Origin of the sequence: Streptomyces sp. SS7 (assembly GCF_037993025.1) — a bacterium.
Lineage (GTDB): Bacteria > Actinomycetota > Actinomycetes > Streptomycetales > Streptomycetaceae > Streptomyces.
The window spans coordinates 2,234,098-2,249,398 of record NZ_CP141223.1; the positions used below are offsets into that span (position 1 = coordinate 2,234,098).

A 15,301-nucleotide genomic window follows, 5' to 3' on the forward strand; every position below is an offset into this window, starting at 1 on the left:
TGGCGAAAACGGCGAAAGCCCCGGCCGCTGGGGCCGGGGCTCTGGGACGCGGTGTCGCCGGGTGGCGTCAGACGTTGACGCCGTGCTGGCGGAGGTAGGCGACCGGGTCGATGTCGGAGCCGTACTCCGCCGTCGTCCGGGCCTCGAAGTGCAGGTGCGGGCCGGTGACGTTGCCGGTCGCGCCGGACAGGCCGATCTGCTGCCCGGGGGTGACCTGCTGGCCGACCGAGACCCCGATGGAGGACAGGTGCGCGTACTGGGTGTACGTGCCGTCGTTCATCCGGATGACGACGTTGTTGCCGTAGGACCCGCCCCAGCCCGCCTCGACGACGGTGCCGAGGCCGACCGCGTGCACGGGGGTGCCGCTGGCGGCGTGGAAGTCGATGCCGGTGTGGCTGCCGGAGGACCACAGGGAGCTGCTCGCGTGGTAGCCGGTGGAGACGTAGGACCCGGTGATCGGCAGCACGAAGGCGTTCAGGCGCTTGCGCTCGGCCTCACGGGCGGCACGCACGCGTGCCTCGCGCTCCTCGGCGGCCTTTTTGGCGGCGGCCTTGCGCGCGGCCTCCTCGAAGGCGGCCTTCTTCTGCAGGGCGACCTGGTCGTCGACCTGCTCGGCGACGGCCTCGCCGGCGGTGACGACCGGGATCAGGCCGGTCTGCTCGGGGGTCGGCTCCGCGGCGAAGGCCGGGCTGGAGGCGACGGTGGCCATGACACCGGTGGTGGTCAGCGCCGCGAATCCCGCCGCGCGGGCGGTGGTGCGCTGCATCCGGCTGGGCCGGCGGTGCTTCCCGGTGGTGCAGGTATACGCCATGAAGGGCGAGCGGTCCTTTCCTTCCCTCTCGCCTACCGGGTTAGCTGACGGGTTCGGAGCAGGAAGGTCTCCTACGGACCCCCTCGCTCACGCGCGGGCGTCCGATTCACCCCAGGGACTGGGCCCCTCCAGCCCCGAAGGCGGCGACAGGAGGGCGGGTCCCCGGCTCCCCTGGCTCGCGCCGTACGGGGACTCGGCGATGACTGTCCGGTGCCGCGGATGCGGCGCGGTGCCTGACGGACAGCCGGGCCGACGCTATGCGGGACCGTTATCAATCCTCAAACGGATCACGGTTTTTGTAGCGCACGCCACAGCACAGACACACAACCTCCGCATCAATTCGGACATCTTGCGGCCCCGGGACGACGCCCCGGGGCCGCAGTACGTCCGCCTCTGCCGCGTCTACTCGGCGGGGACGACGGTGACTTCGCCGATCCCGAGCGCCTCGACGGGCTCCTTGATCTGCGCGGCGTCACCGACGAGGACGGTCACCAGACGGTCCACCGGGAAGGCGCTCACGGCCGCGGCGGTGGCCTCGACCGTGCCGGTCGCGGCGAGCTGACGGTAGAGCGTGGCCTGGTAGTCGTCGGGCAGGAACTGCTCGACCTGGTCGGCCAGCGTGCTCGCGACGGCCGCCGCGGTCTCGTACTTCAGCGGCGCCACGCCCACCAGGTTCTGCACGGCGACATCGCGCTCGGCGTCCGTCAGGCCCTCCGCCGCGAGGGTGCGCAGCACCTTCCACAGGTCGTCCAGCGCGGGACCGGTGTTCGGCGTGTCGACGGAACCGCTGATGGCGAGCATCGCGGCGCCCGAGCCGTCCGGGGCGGAGCGCAGGACCTGCCCGAAGGCACGCACGCCGTACGTGTAGCCCTTCTCCTCGCGCAGGACGCGGTCGAGGCGGGAGGTGAGGGTGCCGCCGAGGCAGTAGGTGCCGAGGACCTGGGCGGCCCACACGCGTGCGTGCCGGTCGGGGCCGACGCGGCCGATGAGCAGCTGCGTCTGGACGGCGCCGGGGCGGTCCACGATGACGACGCGGCCGGTGTCGTCGGCGGTCACCGGCGGGACGGGCCGCTGCTGGGCCGGGGAGCCCGTCCAGGCGCCCAGGGTCTCGCCGAGGAGCGCGGCGAGGTCGATGTCCGTGAGGTCGCCGACCACCACGGCGGTGGACGTGGCCGGCCGGACATGGCGCTCGTAGAAGGCCCGTACGGCGGCGGAGTCGATCTTCTCGACGGTCTCCGCGGTGCCCTGGCGCGGCCGCGACATGCGCACGGTCGCCGGGAACAGCTCCTTGGAGAGCTCCTTGGCGGCGCGGCGGGAGGGGTTGGCCAGCTCGTGCGGGATCTCGTCGAGCCGGTTGTGGACGAGACGCTCCACCTCGCTGTCGGCGAAGGCGGGGGCGCGCAGGGCGTCGGCGAGCAGGCCGAGCGCCTTGGGCAGCCGGGAGGCGGGCACCTCCAGGCTGATCCGGACGCCGGGGTGGTCGGCGTGGGCGTCGAGGGTGGCGCCGCAGCGCTCCAGCTCGGCGGCGAACTCCTCGGCGGAGTGCTTGTCGGTGCCCTCGGTGAACGCGCGCGCCATGATCGTGGCGACGCCGTCCAGGCCGGACGGCTCGGCGTCCAGGGGCGCGTCGAGGAGGACCTCGACGGCGACGACCTGCTGGCCGGGGCGGTGGCAGTGCAGGACGGTCAGGCCGTTGTCCAGCGTGCCGCGCTCGGGCGCCGGGAACGCCCACGGCCTGGCCTCGCCCGCCCGGGGCTGGGGGTGGAAGTCCATCGTGGCGAGCTCCGTCACTGGGCCGCCTCCTCGTTCTCGTCCTGGTCGGCGGGGGCTTCGGGGGCGGTCGGCTCGTAGACGAGGACCGCGCGGTTGTCGGGGCGCAGGCGGGCCTGGGCGACCTCCTGCACCTCCTCGGGGGTGATGTCCAGGACGCGCTGGACGGCGGTGAGGGCGAGCTGCGGGTCGCCGAACAGGACCGCGAACCGGCACAGTTCGTCCGCGCGGCCGGCGACGGTGCCGAGCCGGTCGAGCCACTCGCGCTCCAACTGGGCCTGGGCGCGCTCCATCTCCTCGGCCGTGGGGCCCTCCTCGGCGAACCGGGCGAGCTCCTCGTCGATGGCGGTCTCGATGACGGGCACCTCGACGTCCCCAGAGGTCTTCACGTCCAGCCAGCCCAGGGAGGGCGCTCCGGCGAGCCGCAGCAGCCCGAAGCCGGCCGCGACGGCCGTACGGTCGCGGCGCACCAGCCGGTTGTACAGGCGGGAGGACTCGCCGCCGCCCAGGACCGTGAGCGCCAGGTCTGCCGCATCGCACGCGCGCGTGCCGTCCTGCGGCAGACGATAGGCGGCCATCAGCGCGCGGGCCGGGACCTCCTCCTCGACGAGCTCGCGCAGCTGCTCGCCGATCACGTCGGGCAGGGTGCCGTCCCGCGGCTCCGGCTTGCCGTCGTGGGAGGGGATGGAGCCGAAGTACTTCTCGATCCACGCGAGCGTCTGCTCGGGGTCGATGTCGCCGACGACCGACAGGACGGCGTTGTTGGGCGCGTAGTAGGTGCGGAAGAACGCGCGCGCGTCCTCCAGCGTCGCCGCGTCCAGGTCGGCCATCGAGCCGATCGGCGTGTGGTGGTAGGGGTGGCCGTCCGGGTAGGCGAGGGCGGTCAGCTTCTCGAAGGCGGTGCCGTACGGCACGTTGTCGTAGCGCTGGCGGCGTTCGTTCTTGACGACGTCGCGCTGGTTCTCCATGGACTCGTCGTCCAGGGCGGCGAGGAGGGAGCCCATGCGGTCGGCCTCCAGCCAGAGGGCGAGCTCCAGCTGGTGGGTGGGCATGGTCTCGAAGTAGTTGGTGCGCTCGAAGCTGGTGGTGCCGTTGAGCGAGCCGCCGGCGCCCTGGACCAGCTCGAAGTGGCCGTTGCCCTTGACCTGGGCGGATCCCTGGAACATGAGGTGCTCGAAAAGGTGAGCCAGGCCGGTACGGCCCTTGACTTCGTGGCGGGAGCCGACGTCGTACCAGAGGCACACCGCCGCGACGGGGGTCAGGTGGTCCTCGGAGAGCACCACGCGCAGGCCGTTGGCCAGGCGGTGCTCGGTCGCTGTCAGGCCCCCGGTGCCTGCCTGGTCTGTGGCCGTGTGACCCATGGGCATGTACGTCCTTCCGATCGCGGACGCGGTCGTGGAAACCGCGCGTTTCCTGCCGGTCCTGTCACTGTATGCAAGCGCGCGGTGGGTCGGCGAAGTTCCCGGGTGCGGTACGCCGAGAGCGAGAATCCGGGACGTCGCGCCGGATCGGACATGACGTACCCTGCGGGCAATCATGAGAGGGCGGGGGTCCTGGGCCCGTCTTGTCAGTGCCGCGGTCCACAATGGACCGCGTCAGCATCCGTCACACGCCTCAGCAAGGAGCCGGCAGCGATGGCCCGCCGCAGCACGAAGACCCCGCCGCCCGACGACTCGTACGAGGAGCGGATCCTCGACATCGACGTCGTCGACGAGATGCAGGGCTCCTTCCTCGAGTACGCGTACTCGGTCATCTACTCCCGCGCCCTGCCCGACGCCCGCGACGGACTCAAGCCGGTCCACCGTCGCATCGTCTACCAGATGGCCGAGATGGGCCTGCGCCCCGACCGCGGGTATGTGAAGTGCGCGCGCGTCGTCGGCGAGGTCATGGGCAAGCTGCACCCGCACGGCGACGCGTCGATCTACGACGCCCTGGTGCGGATGGCGCAGCCGTTCTCCATGCGTGTGCCCCTGGTCGACGGCCACGGCAACTTCGGCTCCCTGGGCAATGACGACCCGCCGGCCGCCATGCGGTACACGGAGTGCCGTCAGGCCGAGGCGACCAGCCTGATGACGGAGTCGATCGACGAGGACACCGTCGATTTCGCACCGAACTACGACGGCCAGGAGCAGGAGCCGGTGGCGCTGCCCGCCGCCTTCCCGAACCTGCTGGTCAACGGCGCTTCCGGGATCGCGGTCGGCATGGCCACGAACATGCCGCCGCACAACCTGGGCGAGGTCGTCGCGGCCGCCCGGCACCTGATCCGCTACCCCAACGCGGACCTGGACACCCTGATGAAGTTCGTCCCGGGGCCGGACCTGCCCACCGGTGGCCGGATCGTCGGTCTGTCCGGCGTCCGCGACGCCTACGAGACGGGCCGCGGCACCTTCAAGATCCGAGCCACGGTCGCGGTGGAGACCGTGACGGCCCGCCGCAAGGGCCTGGTCGTCACGGAGCTGCCGTTCACGGTCGGCCCCGAGAAGGTCATCGCCAAGATCAAGGACCTGGTCGGTTCGAAGAAGATCCAGGGCATCGCCGACGTCAAGGACCTGACCGACCGTCAGCACGGCCTGCGCCTGGTCATCGAGATCAAGAACGGCTTCGTGCCGGAGGCCGTCCTGGAGCAGCTCTACAAGCTGACCCCGATGGAGGAGTCCTTCGGCATCAACAACGTGGCGCTGGTGGACGGCCAGCCGCTGACGCTGGGCCTCAAGGAGCTGCTGGAGGTCTATCTCGACCACCGCTTCGACGTGGTCCGCCGGCGCAGCGAGTACCGCCGCGGCAAGCGCCGGGACCGGCTGCACCTGGTGGAGGGCCTGCTCACGGCGCTCGTCGACATCGACGAGGTCATCCGGCTGATCCGCTCCAGCGAGAACAGCGCACAGGCCAAGGAGCGCCTGATGGAGCGCTTCTCGCTGTCGGAGATCCAGACCCAGTACATCCTCGACACTCCGCTGCGCCGTCTCACCAAGTTCGACCGGATCGAGCTGGAGGCGGAGAAGGAGCGGCTCAACGCGGAGATCGCGGAGCTGACCCGGATCCTGGACTCGGACGCGGAGCTGCGCAAGCTGGTCTCCGCGGAACTGGCCGCGGTGGCCAAGAAGTTCGGCACCGAGCGGCGTACGGTCCTGCTGGAGTCGTCCGGCACCCCGGCCGCCGCCGTACCGCTCCAGGTCGCGGACGACCCGTGCCGGGTCCTGCTGTCGTCCACGGGTCTGCTGGCCCGTACGGCGAACGGCGAGCCCTTCACCGGTGAGGGCGACGGCAGACGCGCCAAGCACGACGTGATCGTCTCGGCGGTGCCGGCCACCGCGCGCGGGGAGATCGGCGCGGTCACCTCGGCGGGCCGGCTGCTGCGGATCAACGTCGTCGACCTGCCGCAACTGCCGGACACGGCGTCGGCGCCCAACCTCGCGGGGGGTGCCCCGGTGACGGAGTTCGTCTCCCTGGAGGGCGACGAGACACTGGTCTGCCTGATCACGCTCGACGAGTCCTCGCCCGGGCTGGCGCTCGGCACCGAGCAGGGCGTGGTCAAGCGGGTGGTGCCCGACTATCCGACCAACAAGGAGGAGCTGGAGGTCATCACCCTCAAGGAGGGCGACCGGATCGTGGGCGCGATCGAGCTGCGCACCGGCGAGGAGGACCTGGTCTTCATCACCGACGACGCCCAGCTGCTGCGCTACCAGGCGGCGCAGGTGCGTCCGCAGGGCCGTCCGGCGGGCGGCATGGCGGGCATCAAGCTCGCCGAGGGCGTGAAGGTCATCTCGTTCACCGCGGTGGACCCGTCCGTGGACGCGGTGGTCTTCACGGTCGCCGGCTCGCGGGGCACGCTGGACGACTCCGTCCAGACGACGGCCAAGCTGACCCCGTTCGACCAGTACCCGCGCAAGGGCCGTGCCACCGGGGGTGTGCGCTGCCAGCGGTTCCTGAAGGGCGAGGACTGCCTGTCCTTCGCCTGGGCGGGACCGGTCCCGGCGAAGGCCGCCCAGAAGAACGGCATGCCGGCCGAACTGCCCGAGATGGACCCGCGCCGCGACGGCTCGGGAGTCTCCCTGCCGAAGACGGTGGGCGTGGTGGCGGGGCCGATCTAGGCCGTGTCCGGGAAGGGAAGGGGGCTTCGTTCCTTGCCCTGCGCCACGGATCATCTTGGTGTGGGGCGAGGGGACCTTTCTGACGAGCAGTGGTCCGTGGTGAAGTCGTTGCTTCCGGTCGCGGCGTGGGGGGCAGGCCGATGGAGTACGGGCATCGGCAGACGGTCTCCGGACTCTTCCGCCGCCGACAGCGCGACGGCACCCGGCCCCGTGACCGGAAAGTCACCAACGGGACCGCCGAAACGGCGCCCGGGCTGACCGTCACCCGTAGACCCCTTCGAGGCCGGCCCGTCCCCGTGGGACGGGCCGGTTCTGTATGGCCGTCCGCCACCGCCCCGGACGGTCGTCGAGCCGGATCACCGGCTTCTCTCCCCTGGTTCAGGCCGGTTCGCCGGGGTCCGACGCGCCGTCCGGTTCCTGTACGTAACGCAGGACGCCCCACATGCCGTGCTCGTCGGCGTGCGGGGCGTCGCTGCCGCAGGCCCGGAGCTCCTTGCCGAGCGCCTCGGCGTCGATGCCGGTGCCGATGAGGACGAGCTGGGTGAGGCGGTCCTCGGCGGGGCCGCGGCGCTCCGGGTAGAAGCGCAGGAAGCGGCCGACGGCGTGCACGGCGTAGCGGTTCAGGACGTCGTGCGCGCCGAAGTCGACGTACCCCTTGATGCGGTAGAGCCCCTCGGGCCTGCTGTCGAGGAAGGCCATCAACCGGCGCGGGTCGAGGGGGACTTCGGAGACGAAGGAGACGCTGTCGTAGGCGGCGTGCAGGTGTCCGCCGTGGTCTTCGTCGTCGCCGTGCTCGTGCAGGTCGTCGAAGGACAGCTGTCCGACGCGTTCCTCGCCGGGCCGGCAGTCGAAGAGGAACTCCGGGTCGACCCGGCCGTACGTCGCGGGGACGACGGCCGCGCGGTCGGTGAGCGAGCGGACGAGGTCCAGGACGTGCCCGGCCCGCGGGGCGCGGTCCACCTTGTTGACGACGACCAGGTCGGCGAGGGCGAGATGCCGGTCGATCCCCGGGTGCCTGGCGCGGGTGTCGTCGAACTCGGCGGCGTCGACGACCTCGACGAGCCCTCCGTACACGATCCCCGGGTGCTCGCTGGCGAGCACCATCCGCACCAGCTCCTCGGGTTCGGCGAGACCGCTGGCCTCGATGACGATGACGTCGATACCGGTGTCGGGGTGGGCGAGCCGCTCCAGGTACACGTCGAGCTCGCTCGCGTCGACGGCACAGCACAGACAGCCGTTGCCGAGGGAGACGGTGGAGTCGCCGAGCGCGCCGGCCACGGCCATGGCGTCGATCTCGATCGCGCCGAAGTCGTTGACGATCGCCCCGATACGGCTGCCCCCGCTGCGGTGGAGGAGGTGGTTCAGCAGGGTCGTCTTGCCGGAGCCGAGGAATCCGGCGAGTACGACGACCGGGATCTGCTGCGGACTGCGGCTCTGCGTCACCGTGCGACCTCTCTGACACCTGCGCGCACTCCGGCTCACGGCCGCGGAGCGCGTACGACGTTGGGACGCGCCCCAGGATACGAGTCCACCGAATCCCCCCGAAGTGAACGATTGTCAGCCGCACTTGCCGGGCAGACGTCTGGCAAGGCGCCCTGGCGTGCGACCCTCGCTTCCCTCCGTGCGCCTCCCCTCCGCCTCCCCCGCCGATCAGGGCGGCTCGGCACCCTGGAGGCGGCAAGCGCCGCCCACCGCTCGCCGGTCCCCGTCACTCCACCCGCACCCCGACGACCGGCGCACGGCCGCCTGATTCGGGGGTTGACATGGCCACACGGAAGTCCCGGACGCGAGGACTCGCTCCCGTCGCTGCGGCGGGCCTCGGCCTCGCGGCCGGGGCCCTCGCGGCACTGACCGTCCAGCGGAGCGCCCTCAACGCGCTGCGCACCCGGCTGGAGCGCCTGGAGCGGGCGGTCCCGGCGCCGCCCGGCACGAACCTCGCCCACCAGCAGAGGCTGCACTGGGAACTGCTGAGCAAGGCGATCGACAGCCCCGAGCTGGCCGAGGTGCTGGACATCTTCGAGGTGCCGGCGTCGCCCCAGAAGCGACGGCAGTACCTGTTCGCGAACGCCCTGTACACGAACCTGCTCTTCTACCACCGCATCGGCAACCTCACCCGCGAGGAGTTCCACGGCCGGATGCGCGGACTGCTGCAGAACCCCGTCGTCCGGGAGTACTGGTACGCCACCCAGGGCCAGCGGGCGACCCTCCCCGCCGACTCGATCGAGGCCGACCTCGGGCGCATGGTCGACGAGCTGCTGCGGCAGCTCGAAGAGGCCGATGTGGACGAGTGGTGGGTGGTGGGCGAGCCACCGGCCGAGTAGACGGCGCGCGCCGTGAGGTTCACGCCGACGGCCCATAACGAACCGATCAAGTGCACAGTTGAGGGGTGCGTCAGGGAGTTGACTCGCGCTTGATCGCGTAGAGGACCCCACACCATCGTCGCCTACGCCGCCGGATGACGAGTGCACCCCACAGGGTCCGCCTTGCACCGAGCAGTCGTCGTGCGCAAGCCAATGGACCAAGGGAAACAACAGTGAGTCAGATCATCCGTCGGATCGGTGCGGCCCCAGCCGAGCGGGGGAGCACGGGCGGGGGCAACTGCCCCGACATCTTCGAGTTGGCCGACGGGAACTTCGCCGTGATCGGTACGGACGCCACGGATTCGCTGGACCCCGGCCTCCCGTCCGACGCCTCCCGCGCCGACTACGAACGGATCGTCGTCATCACCCGGGAGACCCTGATTCGCGCGAAGGCCGACATCCCGGACGCCTGACACCGCTTCGGGGAGGGCCGTCCGGCTCCGGCACCGGCGGCCCCGTCGGGTGGCCGGTGCGCCGTCGCCGCCTGCTCGGTTCAGGCGAGTGCGTTCACCGCTGCCGCGAAGAGCCGCGGGAGCCGGGCCGCCGCCGGGGCGATGCGCGGGCCCAGGGCGCGCTGGGTGCGAGCCCGCACCAGGGTTTCGGTGAGGAGCCGGTGGCGGCGGGTGACCCGGCGCCAGTCGCTCTCGTAGCGGCCGGGGGTGCCGCGGCGCACGTTGGCGACCAGGACCTCGGCACCCGTGAGCGCGAGGGAGATTCCCTCGCCGGTCAGCGCGTCGACGTAGCCGGCGGCGTCGCCGACCAGCAGGACCCGCCCGTGCACGCGGGTTCGGGCGCTCTGGCGCAGCGGCCCCGCGCCCCGCACCGGGGTGACGGCCGCTTCCGGCGGGAGCCGCGCCACCAGTTCGGGGAACGCCCGCAGCTGGTCACCGAAGGGGGCGCGCCGGCCCGTCAGCAGGGCGACGCCGACCAGCGCGGGACCGAGCGGGGTGACGTACGCCTCCCCCTCCGCGCCCCAGTGCACCTCGACGTACGACGACCAGGGCGGCACCGCGTAGTGCCGCCGCAGCCCGTACCGCGCCTCCGCCGCGCCCCGCGGTGTGGCACCGAGGCCCAGGGCGCGGCGTACCGGCGAGTGCAGCCCGTCCGCGGCCACGAACCACCGGGCCCGCAGTCCCGTGCCGGGGACGGTCACGCCCGCGCCGTCCTGCCGCACCTCCGCCACCCGCAGCGGCAGGACGGGCACCCCCGCGTCCAGCACGGCGCGGTGCAGGGCGCCGTGCAGGGCGGTGCGGCGCACGCCGAGACCGGGCCCGCGCCGGAACGCGGCCTGCACCGCGCGGGGTCCCTGGACGTACCGGATGCCGGCCAGGGGGCGGCCGGGGACCTCCAGTCCCAGCGCGGCGAGGGCACGGACGGCGCCCGGCATCAGGCCCTCACCGCACGCCTTGTCGACGGGCGCGGGGCGCGGCTCGACGACGACCGTGTCGAGACCGGCGCGCGCCGCGTGCAGGGCGGTGGCCAAACCGGCGGGTCCGCCTCCGGCGATCACCAGGTCGTGCACGTACCTCACGCGGGCCCCGCGAGGGCCAGAGCGGTGTTCTCACACCGGACGCGGACCGTCAGCAGCGCCGCGTTGGCGAGGCTGAACACGGCCGCGGTCAGCCAGGCGGAGTGCACGAGCGGAAGAGCGGCGATCTCCACGACCACCGCGAGGTAGTTGGGGTGGCGCAGGAACCGGTAGGGTCCCGCGGCGACCAGGCGGGCCCCGGGCACGACGATGACCCGGGTGTTCCAGAACGGACCGAGCGTGGTCACGCACCACCAGCGCAGCCCCTGGGCCAGCACCGCGAGCGCCAGCATGGGCCAGCCCAGGGCGGGCAGGAAGGGCCGGCCCGCCAGCGCGGGTTCGAGCAGACAGCACACCAGCAGCCCGGTGTGCAGGGCGACCATGACGGGGTAGTGACCCCGGCCGTGCTCCACTCCGGCGCGGGCGAGGGTCAGGGCGGCGTTGCGCCGGGCGACGAGGAGCTCGGCGAGGCGTTCGGCGGCGACGGCGAGGAGGACCAGCGCGTACCAGGACATGGGCATCCCTCACCAGCGCAGGAGGACGAGTTCGGAGCAGAAGCCGGGCCCCATCGCGAGCAGCAGACCCCAGGTGCCGGGCGCGGGCCGGCCGGCCGCCCGGATGCTCTCCAGGACGTGCAGGACGGAGACCGAGGACATGTTCCCCGCCGCCGCGAGGGAGCGTCGCGCCGGGTCCAGGGCGTCAGGTGGCAGCTCCAGCGCGTCGGCCAGGGCGGACAGCACCCTCGGGCCGCCCGGATGGCACACCCAGGTCCCGATGTCGTCGACGGTGAGACCGTGTTCGGCGAGGAAGTCGCGCAGGTCTCGGCCGATGTGCTCGCGCACGAGGGCGGGCACGCCCGCGTCGATCACCACGCGGAATCCGCCGGCCCCGATCTCCCATCCGAGCAGCCGCTCGCTGTCCGGGTACAGACGGCTGCGGGTGGCGACCACCGACGGGCCGGCCGCCGCGTCGGGCGCTCCGGCATGGGGTTTGGCACCGGCGCGGCGTGCCACGAGCGCGGCCGCGCCGTCGCCGAACAGGGCGCCGGCGACGAGGTTGGCGCGCGAGTCGTCGTGCCGCTGCAGCGTCAGCGAGCAGAGTTCCACGGTGAGCAGGACCGCGACGCCGCCGGGATGCCCGCGCAGGTAGTCGTGCACCCGGGCGAGTCCCGCGGCGCCCGCCACGCACCCCAGGCCGAACACCGGCACCCTCTTGACGTCGGGCCGCAGTCCGATGCGTCCGGCCAGCCGGGCGTCGAGGGACGGCGCGGCGACGCCGGTGATGGAGGCGCACACGAGCAGGTCCACGTCGGCCGGCCCGAGCCCCGCCTCCGTCAGCGCCCCCGTCACGGCCGCCTCACCCAGCTCCAGGCCCGCCGCGAGCCACGCGTCGTTCGTCTGCCCGAAGTCGCCGAGAGCGGCGTACCGCTCGATCGGCAGGGCGAGGTGGCGCGTACGCACCCCGGAGGCGGCGTGCAGACGGCGCAGCACCGCGCGGTCGGCGCCCGGGGGCAGACACAGGTCGCCGATCCGCTCGGTGAGGTCCTCCTGGGCGTACCGGTGCGGGGGCAACACGGTCCGGACGGCGGCGACGGTGGTGGTGGCGGCGGCGGGCGTCGTGGCGACGGGCGTCGTGCCGAAGGGCGTGGCGGGGGCGGTCGTGGCGGTGGCCGGCGTCGTGCCGACAGGCGTGGTCGCGGTGGGGGTCGTCGCGGTACGGGCGGGGGTGGCGGCCGCCGTGGCGGCGGCGGCCGTGGTGAGGGCGTCGGTGGTGGTCATGGTGGCGGGGACGGCCGTCCGGCCGGGCGCCAGCGACGGCACGGCCGCGGCGGCCGGAGGGCCTGCGGACGGGGCCGCGGCGGGGGACGGCGCTGCGTCGGCGATCGCGGGGACACGCATGCCGGCAATGCCTTCCTCGTGCCGGACGCCCGCCTACCGTGCGTAGGTGTCTCTCCACCCGTCTGGGGCTCTCCCCCGTACGGCATACGGGCTCTCGGCGCTGCTGCGCTCGTGTCACCCGGAGCCGGCGCTCGCCGTCACCGTGTTCGTGACGGCCCTGGCCGTGGCGGCCGGCCGCGGGGCGGCGGGGTCGGCGGCGGTGGCGGCGGCCGTCCTGGCCGGCCAGCTCTCGGTCGGCTGGTGCAACGACGCGGCCGACGCACGGCGCGACACGGCCTGCGGCCGCCGTGACAAACCGGTGGCGGCGGGCGAGCTGCCGCCCCGGGCGGTGGCCGTGGCGGCCGGGACGGCGTTGGGGCTGTGCGTCCCCCTGTCCCTGCTGAGCGGCGCCGCCGCCGGAGCGGTACACCTCGGGGGCGTGGCCTCGGGCTGGGCCTACAACCTGCGGCTGAAGCGGACCGTGCTCTCACCGCTTCCCTACGCCGCCGGCTTCGCCTCACTGCCGGCGTTCGTCACCCTCGGCCCGCCGTCACAGACGTGGCCCGCATGGTGGGCGACCACGGCGGGGGCGCTGCTCGGCGTCGGCGCGCACCTGGTGAACGTCCTCCCGGACATCGACGACGATCTCGCCACCGGAGTGCGCGGGCTGCCGCAGCGGCTGGGCCGTCCGGGCTGCCGCCGGCTGGCTCCTGCCGTGATGCTGACGGCCCTGGCCGCGGTCGTGGCCGGGCCACCCGGGCCGGTCGGGCTCACGGACCGCGTCCTGGCGGCGACGGCCGGGATCGTCGCGGTCGCGGGCAGTGCCCTGCCGGGGGAGGTGAGCCGATGGCCGTTCCGCGCGTCGCTCGCGGTGGCCGGACTGGCCGTGGCGCTGCTCCTGCTGCGGGGCGCCGCCATGGGCTGAGCGGGTCCGCTGCCGGGTGCGTGCGTTTCCGCGCGCCCGCGACGGGGGACTCGCCGCGCGTGGTGGCGTACGGAGCGGAGCAGCGGGTGCTCCTGCCCGCGTTGCGGGCCGGCTGGGTCGCGCAGACCTTCGTCCACTGGGCCTACCGGCCCCGGGAGGTGCAGGCCCTCCTGCCGCCGGAGCTGGTGGCGGACCTTCACGAGGACGCGGCCTGGGTCGGGCTCACGCCCTTCGTCATGGCGGACGTGCGCCCTCCGGTCGTACCGGCGACGGCCCCGGGGCTGCCGACGTTCGCGGAGACCAATCTGCGGACGTACGTACGGCACCACGACGGACGGGACGGGCTCTGGTTGCTGACCGGCGCGGCGGGCCTGCCCGCCCCGCTCGGTGAGCCGGTGGTGCACTTCTCGGAAGGGGTCAGGCAGGTCCGCCTCGGCGCCACGAGGCCCTGCGCCCGGCGTCCCGGGGCGAGCGGATGAGGATGAGGCCGCCACGGCGCGGCCGGTCCGGCAGCGCCTCCCGCATGCGCTTCGACGGCTGGATCGCCGGTCTGGGCACCGCTTCCGGGACGCGCGTCGTGCTCGGGCACTGGGAGCGGTCGCCGTTCGGGCCGTTCAGCGACGTGATGCTCGAACGGGCCGACGGTGAACGGATTCTGCTGGCGCCCACCCGGGAGATCGCCGACTTCGTCAGCGGCACCTACACGTTCGACTCGGTCCGCCTCGTCGCGGTCGACGTCCGCGTCACGGGCCGCACCTGGACGGTCACGGCGGGGCCGCTCGGCCTGGGCTTCCGCACCGGCCGAAGGGGGTTCCTCGGACTCCTGTTGTGTGCCGTTCCGGGCGTCCTGGCCCGGCGTCCGGCGTGGGCGGCGCTGACCGACCGGCCGGCCCGGGTGCTGCTGCCCGGCGTACGGACGCGGGGCAGCGCCGGCGCGGGCCGCCGTGAGTGGTACGGCGCCCGTGACCTGCGGGCGGTGTGCGCGGTGTCGGGGGTGTTCGAGGGCACCGACCTCGGCGGGCCGGCGCCCGTCGAGCCGCCGGTCCGCTTCGGTTTCGGATCGGTGCCACGACGCCCCTGCCTCACCCGGGTCACCACGACCGTGGAAATGCCGTCGGCGCGGTGAGCGGCCCGGCCGGGTACGTCCGGCGGGCCCGGCTCGCGCTCGCTCCGGCTCGCGCTCGCTCCCGCAGCGCACGCCTAGTCGGACAGTGCGCCCGGGCGCGCCCCGCGCTCGGTGACCGCTCCCGCGAGGCCGTCGTAGACGAGGAGCCCGTCCGCGCGCAGCCGGACCCCGGCCGTCGGGACATGGGCGCCGGCGCGGCCGCCGGGCAGGAGGTGGCGGACCGGTGTGTCGCGGGCGAGCACCGCGAAGTCGGCGATGAGACGCCGGTGACAGCGCCACCAGACGGCCTCGCTGCACATCACCGCGGTGCGGACGCGGGCGGCGTCGCCCAGCAGCCGGTCCACTGCGGTGACGAACTCGGGGGAACGGGTGTGGGCGGCGTAGCCGCGGAAGGAAACGTTGCGCCAGACGGTGTCGGGGCTGTCCGGAGGCGGTCTGCGGAAACCGCCGAGCGCGGGCTCCCACCGGTAGTCGATCCCGGCGTGCGGGAGCCATTCGGCCAGCCGCTGCCGGGACACGTCGGGATTGCGCCGGCTGCCCGGAGCGGTGCGCACGTCCACCACGGCCCCGACACCGGCGTCGTGCAGCAGAGCGGTGATCCGGTCACGGTCGGCGGTGCTGTGCCCGAAGGTGAGCAGGGGCTGGTCCATACGGCCGGCGCCTCCTCGGACGGAAGGGCGGAAGGGCGGAACAGACAGAGTGGATGGAACGGACGCTGGAGCTTGCCGGGTTCCCGACGGCGGCCGCCCCATGACCGGAATCAGACTCTTTTACGACTCATGGGAAGCCGCGTGGCGCCACCTTCCCGCACCC

General features: G+C 73.4%; 14 protein-coding genes and 1 riboswitch. Of the genes, 6 read left to right on the plus strand and 8 right to left on the minus strand.

Annotated elements, in window-relative coordinates:
- Positions 1-67 precede the first annotated feature (67 nt).
- The 3 genes from U5640_RS10015 to U5640_RS10025 all read right to left on the minus strand — a co-directional run bounded on the left by U5640_RS10015 (position 68) and on the right by U5640_RS10025 (position 3,948).
- Entirely contained in the window at positions 68-811 is a 744-nt protein-coding gene (locus U5640_RS10015; RefSeq protein WP_340375446.1) for a M23 family metallopeptidase, read from the minus strand.
- A gap of 14 nt (positions 812-825) precedes the next feature.
- A riboswitch (cyclic di-AMP (ydaO/yuaA leader) is annotated at positions 826-1,020 on the minus strand.
- Between the two features lie 193 nt (positions 1,021-1,213).
- Complete coding sequence (locus tag U5640_RS10020; RefSeq protein ID WP_340375447.1) at positions 1,214-2,602, minus strand: pitrilysin family protein; 1,389 nt, start codon at positions 2,600-2,602, stop codon at positions 1,214-1,216.
- The gene (locus U5640_RS10025) at positions 2,599-3,948 is read right to left on the minus strand and encodes a pitrilysin family protein (protein ID WP_340375448.1); all 1,350 of its coding nucleotides are present in this window, start codon (positions 3,946-3,948) and stop codon (positions 2,599-2,601) included. Before U5640_RS10025 ends, U5640_RS10020 begins: the two co-directional genes overlap by 4 nt.
- A gap of 267 nt (positions 3,949-4,215) precedes the next feature.
- On the opposite strand from U5640_RS10025, the gene U5640_RS10030 reads away from it, so the two are divergent.
- Positions 4,216-6,672 carry a DNA topoisomerase IV subunit A gene (locus U5640_RS10030; RefSeq protein WP_340375449.1) on the plus strand — a complete coding sequence of 819 codons (2,457 nt, stop codon included), beginning with the start codon at positions 4,216-4,218 and terminating at the stop codon, positions 6,670-6,672.
- 378 nt (positions 6,673-7,050) lie between these two features.
- Here the strand turns inward: U5640_RS10030 and U5640_RS10035 are convergent, their stop codons facing one another.
- Positions 7,051-8,115 (minus strand): GTP-binding protein, encoded by a 1,065-nt coding sequence (locus U5640_RS10035; protein WP_340375450.1) that lies wholly within the window; start codon positions 8,113-8,115, stop codon positions 7,051-7,053.
- Between the two features lie 320 nt (positions 8,116-8,435).
- On the opposite strand from U5640_RS10035, the gene U5640_RS10040 reads away from it, so the two are divergent.
- Positions 8,436-8,993, plus strand: coding sequence for a DUF6082 family protein (locus tag U5640_RS10040; protein ID WP_340375451.1), 558 nt, complete (start codon positions 8,436-8,438; stop codon positions 8,991-8,993).
- Positions 8,994-9,205: 212 nt separating this feature from the next.
- Positions 9,206-9,445, plus strand: coding sequence for a hypothetical protein (locus tag U5640_RS10045; RefSeq protein ID WP_107122000.1), 240 nt, complete (start codon positions 9,206-9,208; stop codon positions 9,443-9,445).
- Between the two features lie 80 nt (positions 9,446-9,525).
- Here the strand turns inward: U5640_RS10045 and U5640_RS10050 are convergent, their stop codons facing one another.
- The 3 genes from U5640_RS10050 to U5640_RS10060 are packed head-to-tail and all read right to left on the minus strand — an operon-like array spanning position 9,526 to position 12,134.
- Positions 9,526-10,563, minus strand: a complete 1,038-nt coding sequence (locus tag U5640_RS10050) for an NAD(P)/FAD-dependent oxidoreductase (protein ID WP_340375452.1) — start codon at positions 10,561-10,563, stop codon at positions 9,526-9,528.
- Entirely contained in the window at positions 10,560-11,075 is a 516-nt protein-coding gene (locus tag U5640_RS10055; RefSeq protein WP_340375453.1) for an isoprenylcysteine carboxylmethyltransferase family protein, read from the minus strand. Before U5640_RS10055 ends, U5640_RS10050 begins: the two co-directional genes overlap by 4 nt.
- Positions 11,076-11,084: 9 nt before the next feature.
- Positions 11,085-12,134: a 3-oxoacyl-[acyl-carrier-protein] synthase III C-terminal domain-containing protein gene (locus tag U5640_RS10060; protein WP_340385029.1), complete on the minus strand. Its 1,050-nt coding sequence runs from the start codon at positions 12,132-12,134 to the stop codon at positions 11,085-11,087.
- A gap of 370 nt (positions 12,135-12,504) precedes the next feature.
- Between U5640_RS10060 and U5640_RS10065 the strand changes: the two genes are divergently transcribed.
- From U5640_RS10065 to U5640_RS10075, 3 genes are read left to right on the plus strand one after another with little or no spacing between them, the layout of a single operon-like run.
- Positions 12,505-13,362 (plus strand): UbiA family prenyltransferase, encoded by an 858-nt coding sequence (locus U5640_RS10065; RefSeq protein WP_340375454.1) that lies wholly within the window; start codon positions 12,505-12,507, stop codon positions 13,360-13,362.
- Positions 13,363-13,421: 59 nt separating this feature from the next.
- Positions 13,422-13,841 carry a DUF2071 domain-containing protein gene (locus U5640_RS10070; protein WP_340375455.1) on the plus strand — a complete coding sequence of 140 codons (420 nt, stop codon included), beginning with the start codon at positions 13,422-13,424 and terminating at the stop codon, positions 13,839-13,841.
- 2 nt (positions 13,842-13,843) lie between these two features.
- Positions 13,844-14,488, plus strand: coding sequence for a hypothetical protein (locus U5640_RS10075; RefSeq protein WP_340375456.1), 645 nt, complete (start codon positions 13,844-13,846; stop codon positions 14,486-14,488).
- A gap of 74 nt (positions 14,489-14,562) precedes the next feature.
- On the opposite strand, the gene U5640_RS10080 is transcribed toward U5640_RS10075, so the two are convergent.
- Positions 14,563-15,138 carry a DUF488 domain-containing protein gene (locus U5640_RS10080; protein ID WP_340375457.1) on the minus strand — a complete coding sequence of 192 codons (576 nt, stop codon included), beginning with the start codon at positions 15,136-15,138 and terminating at the stop codon, positions 14,563-14,565.
- Positions 15,139-15,301: the final 163 nt, after the last annotated feature.

Coding starts and splice junctions, on each gene's coding strand:
- U5640_RS10015 (WP_340375446.1), bottom strand. CDS start 811: ATGGCGTATACCTGCACCACCGGGAAGCACCGCCGGCCCAGCCGGATG.
- U5640_RS10075 (WP_340375456.1), top strand. CDS start 13,844: ATGAGGCCGCCACGGCGCGGCCGGTCCGGCAGCGCCTCCCGCATGCGC.
- U5640_RS10030 (WP_340375449.1), top strand. CDS start 4,216: ATGGCCCGCCGCAGCACGAAGACCCCGCCGCCCGACGACTCGTACGAG.
- U5640_RS10055 (WP_340375453.1), bottom strand. CDS start 11,075: ATGTCCTGGTACGCGCTGGTCCTCCTCGCCGTCGCCGCCGAACGCCTC.
- U5640_RS10080 (WP_340375457.1), bottom strand. CDS start 15,138: ATGGACCAGCCCCTGCTCACCTTCGGGCACAGCACCGCCGACCGTGAC.
- U5640_RS10025 (WP_340375448.1), bottom strand. CDS start 3,948: ATGCCCATGGGTCACACGGCCACAGACCAGGCAGGCACCGGGGGCCTG.
- U5640_RS10040 (WP_340375451.1), top strand. CDS start 8,436: ATGGCCACACGGAAGTCCCGGACGCGAGGACTCGCTCCCGTCGCTGCG.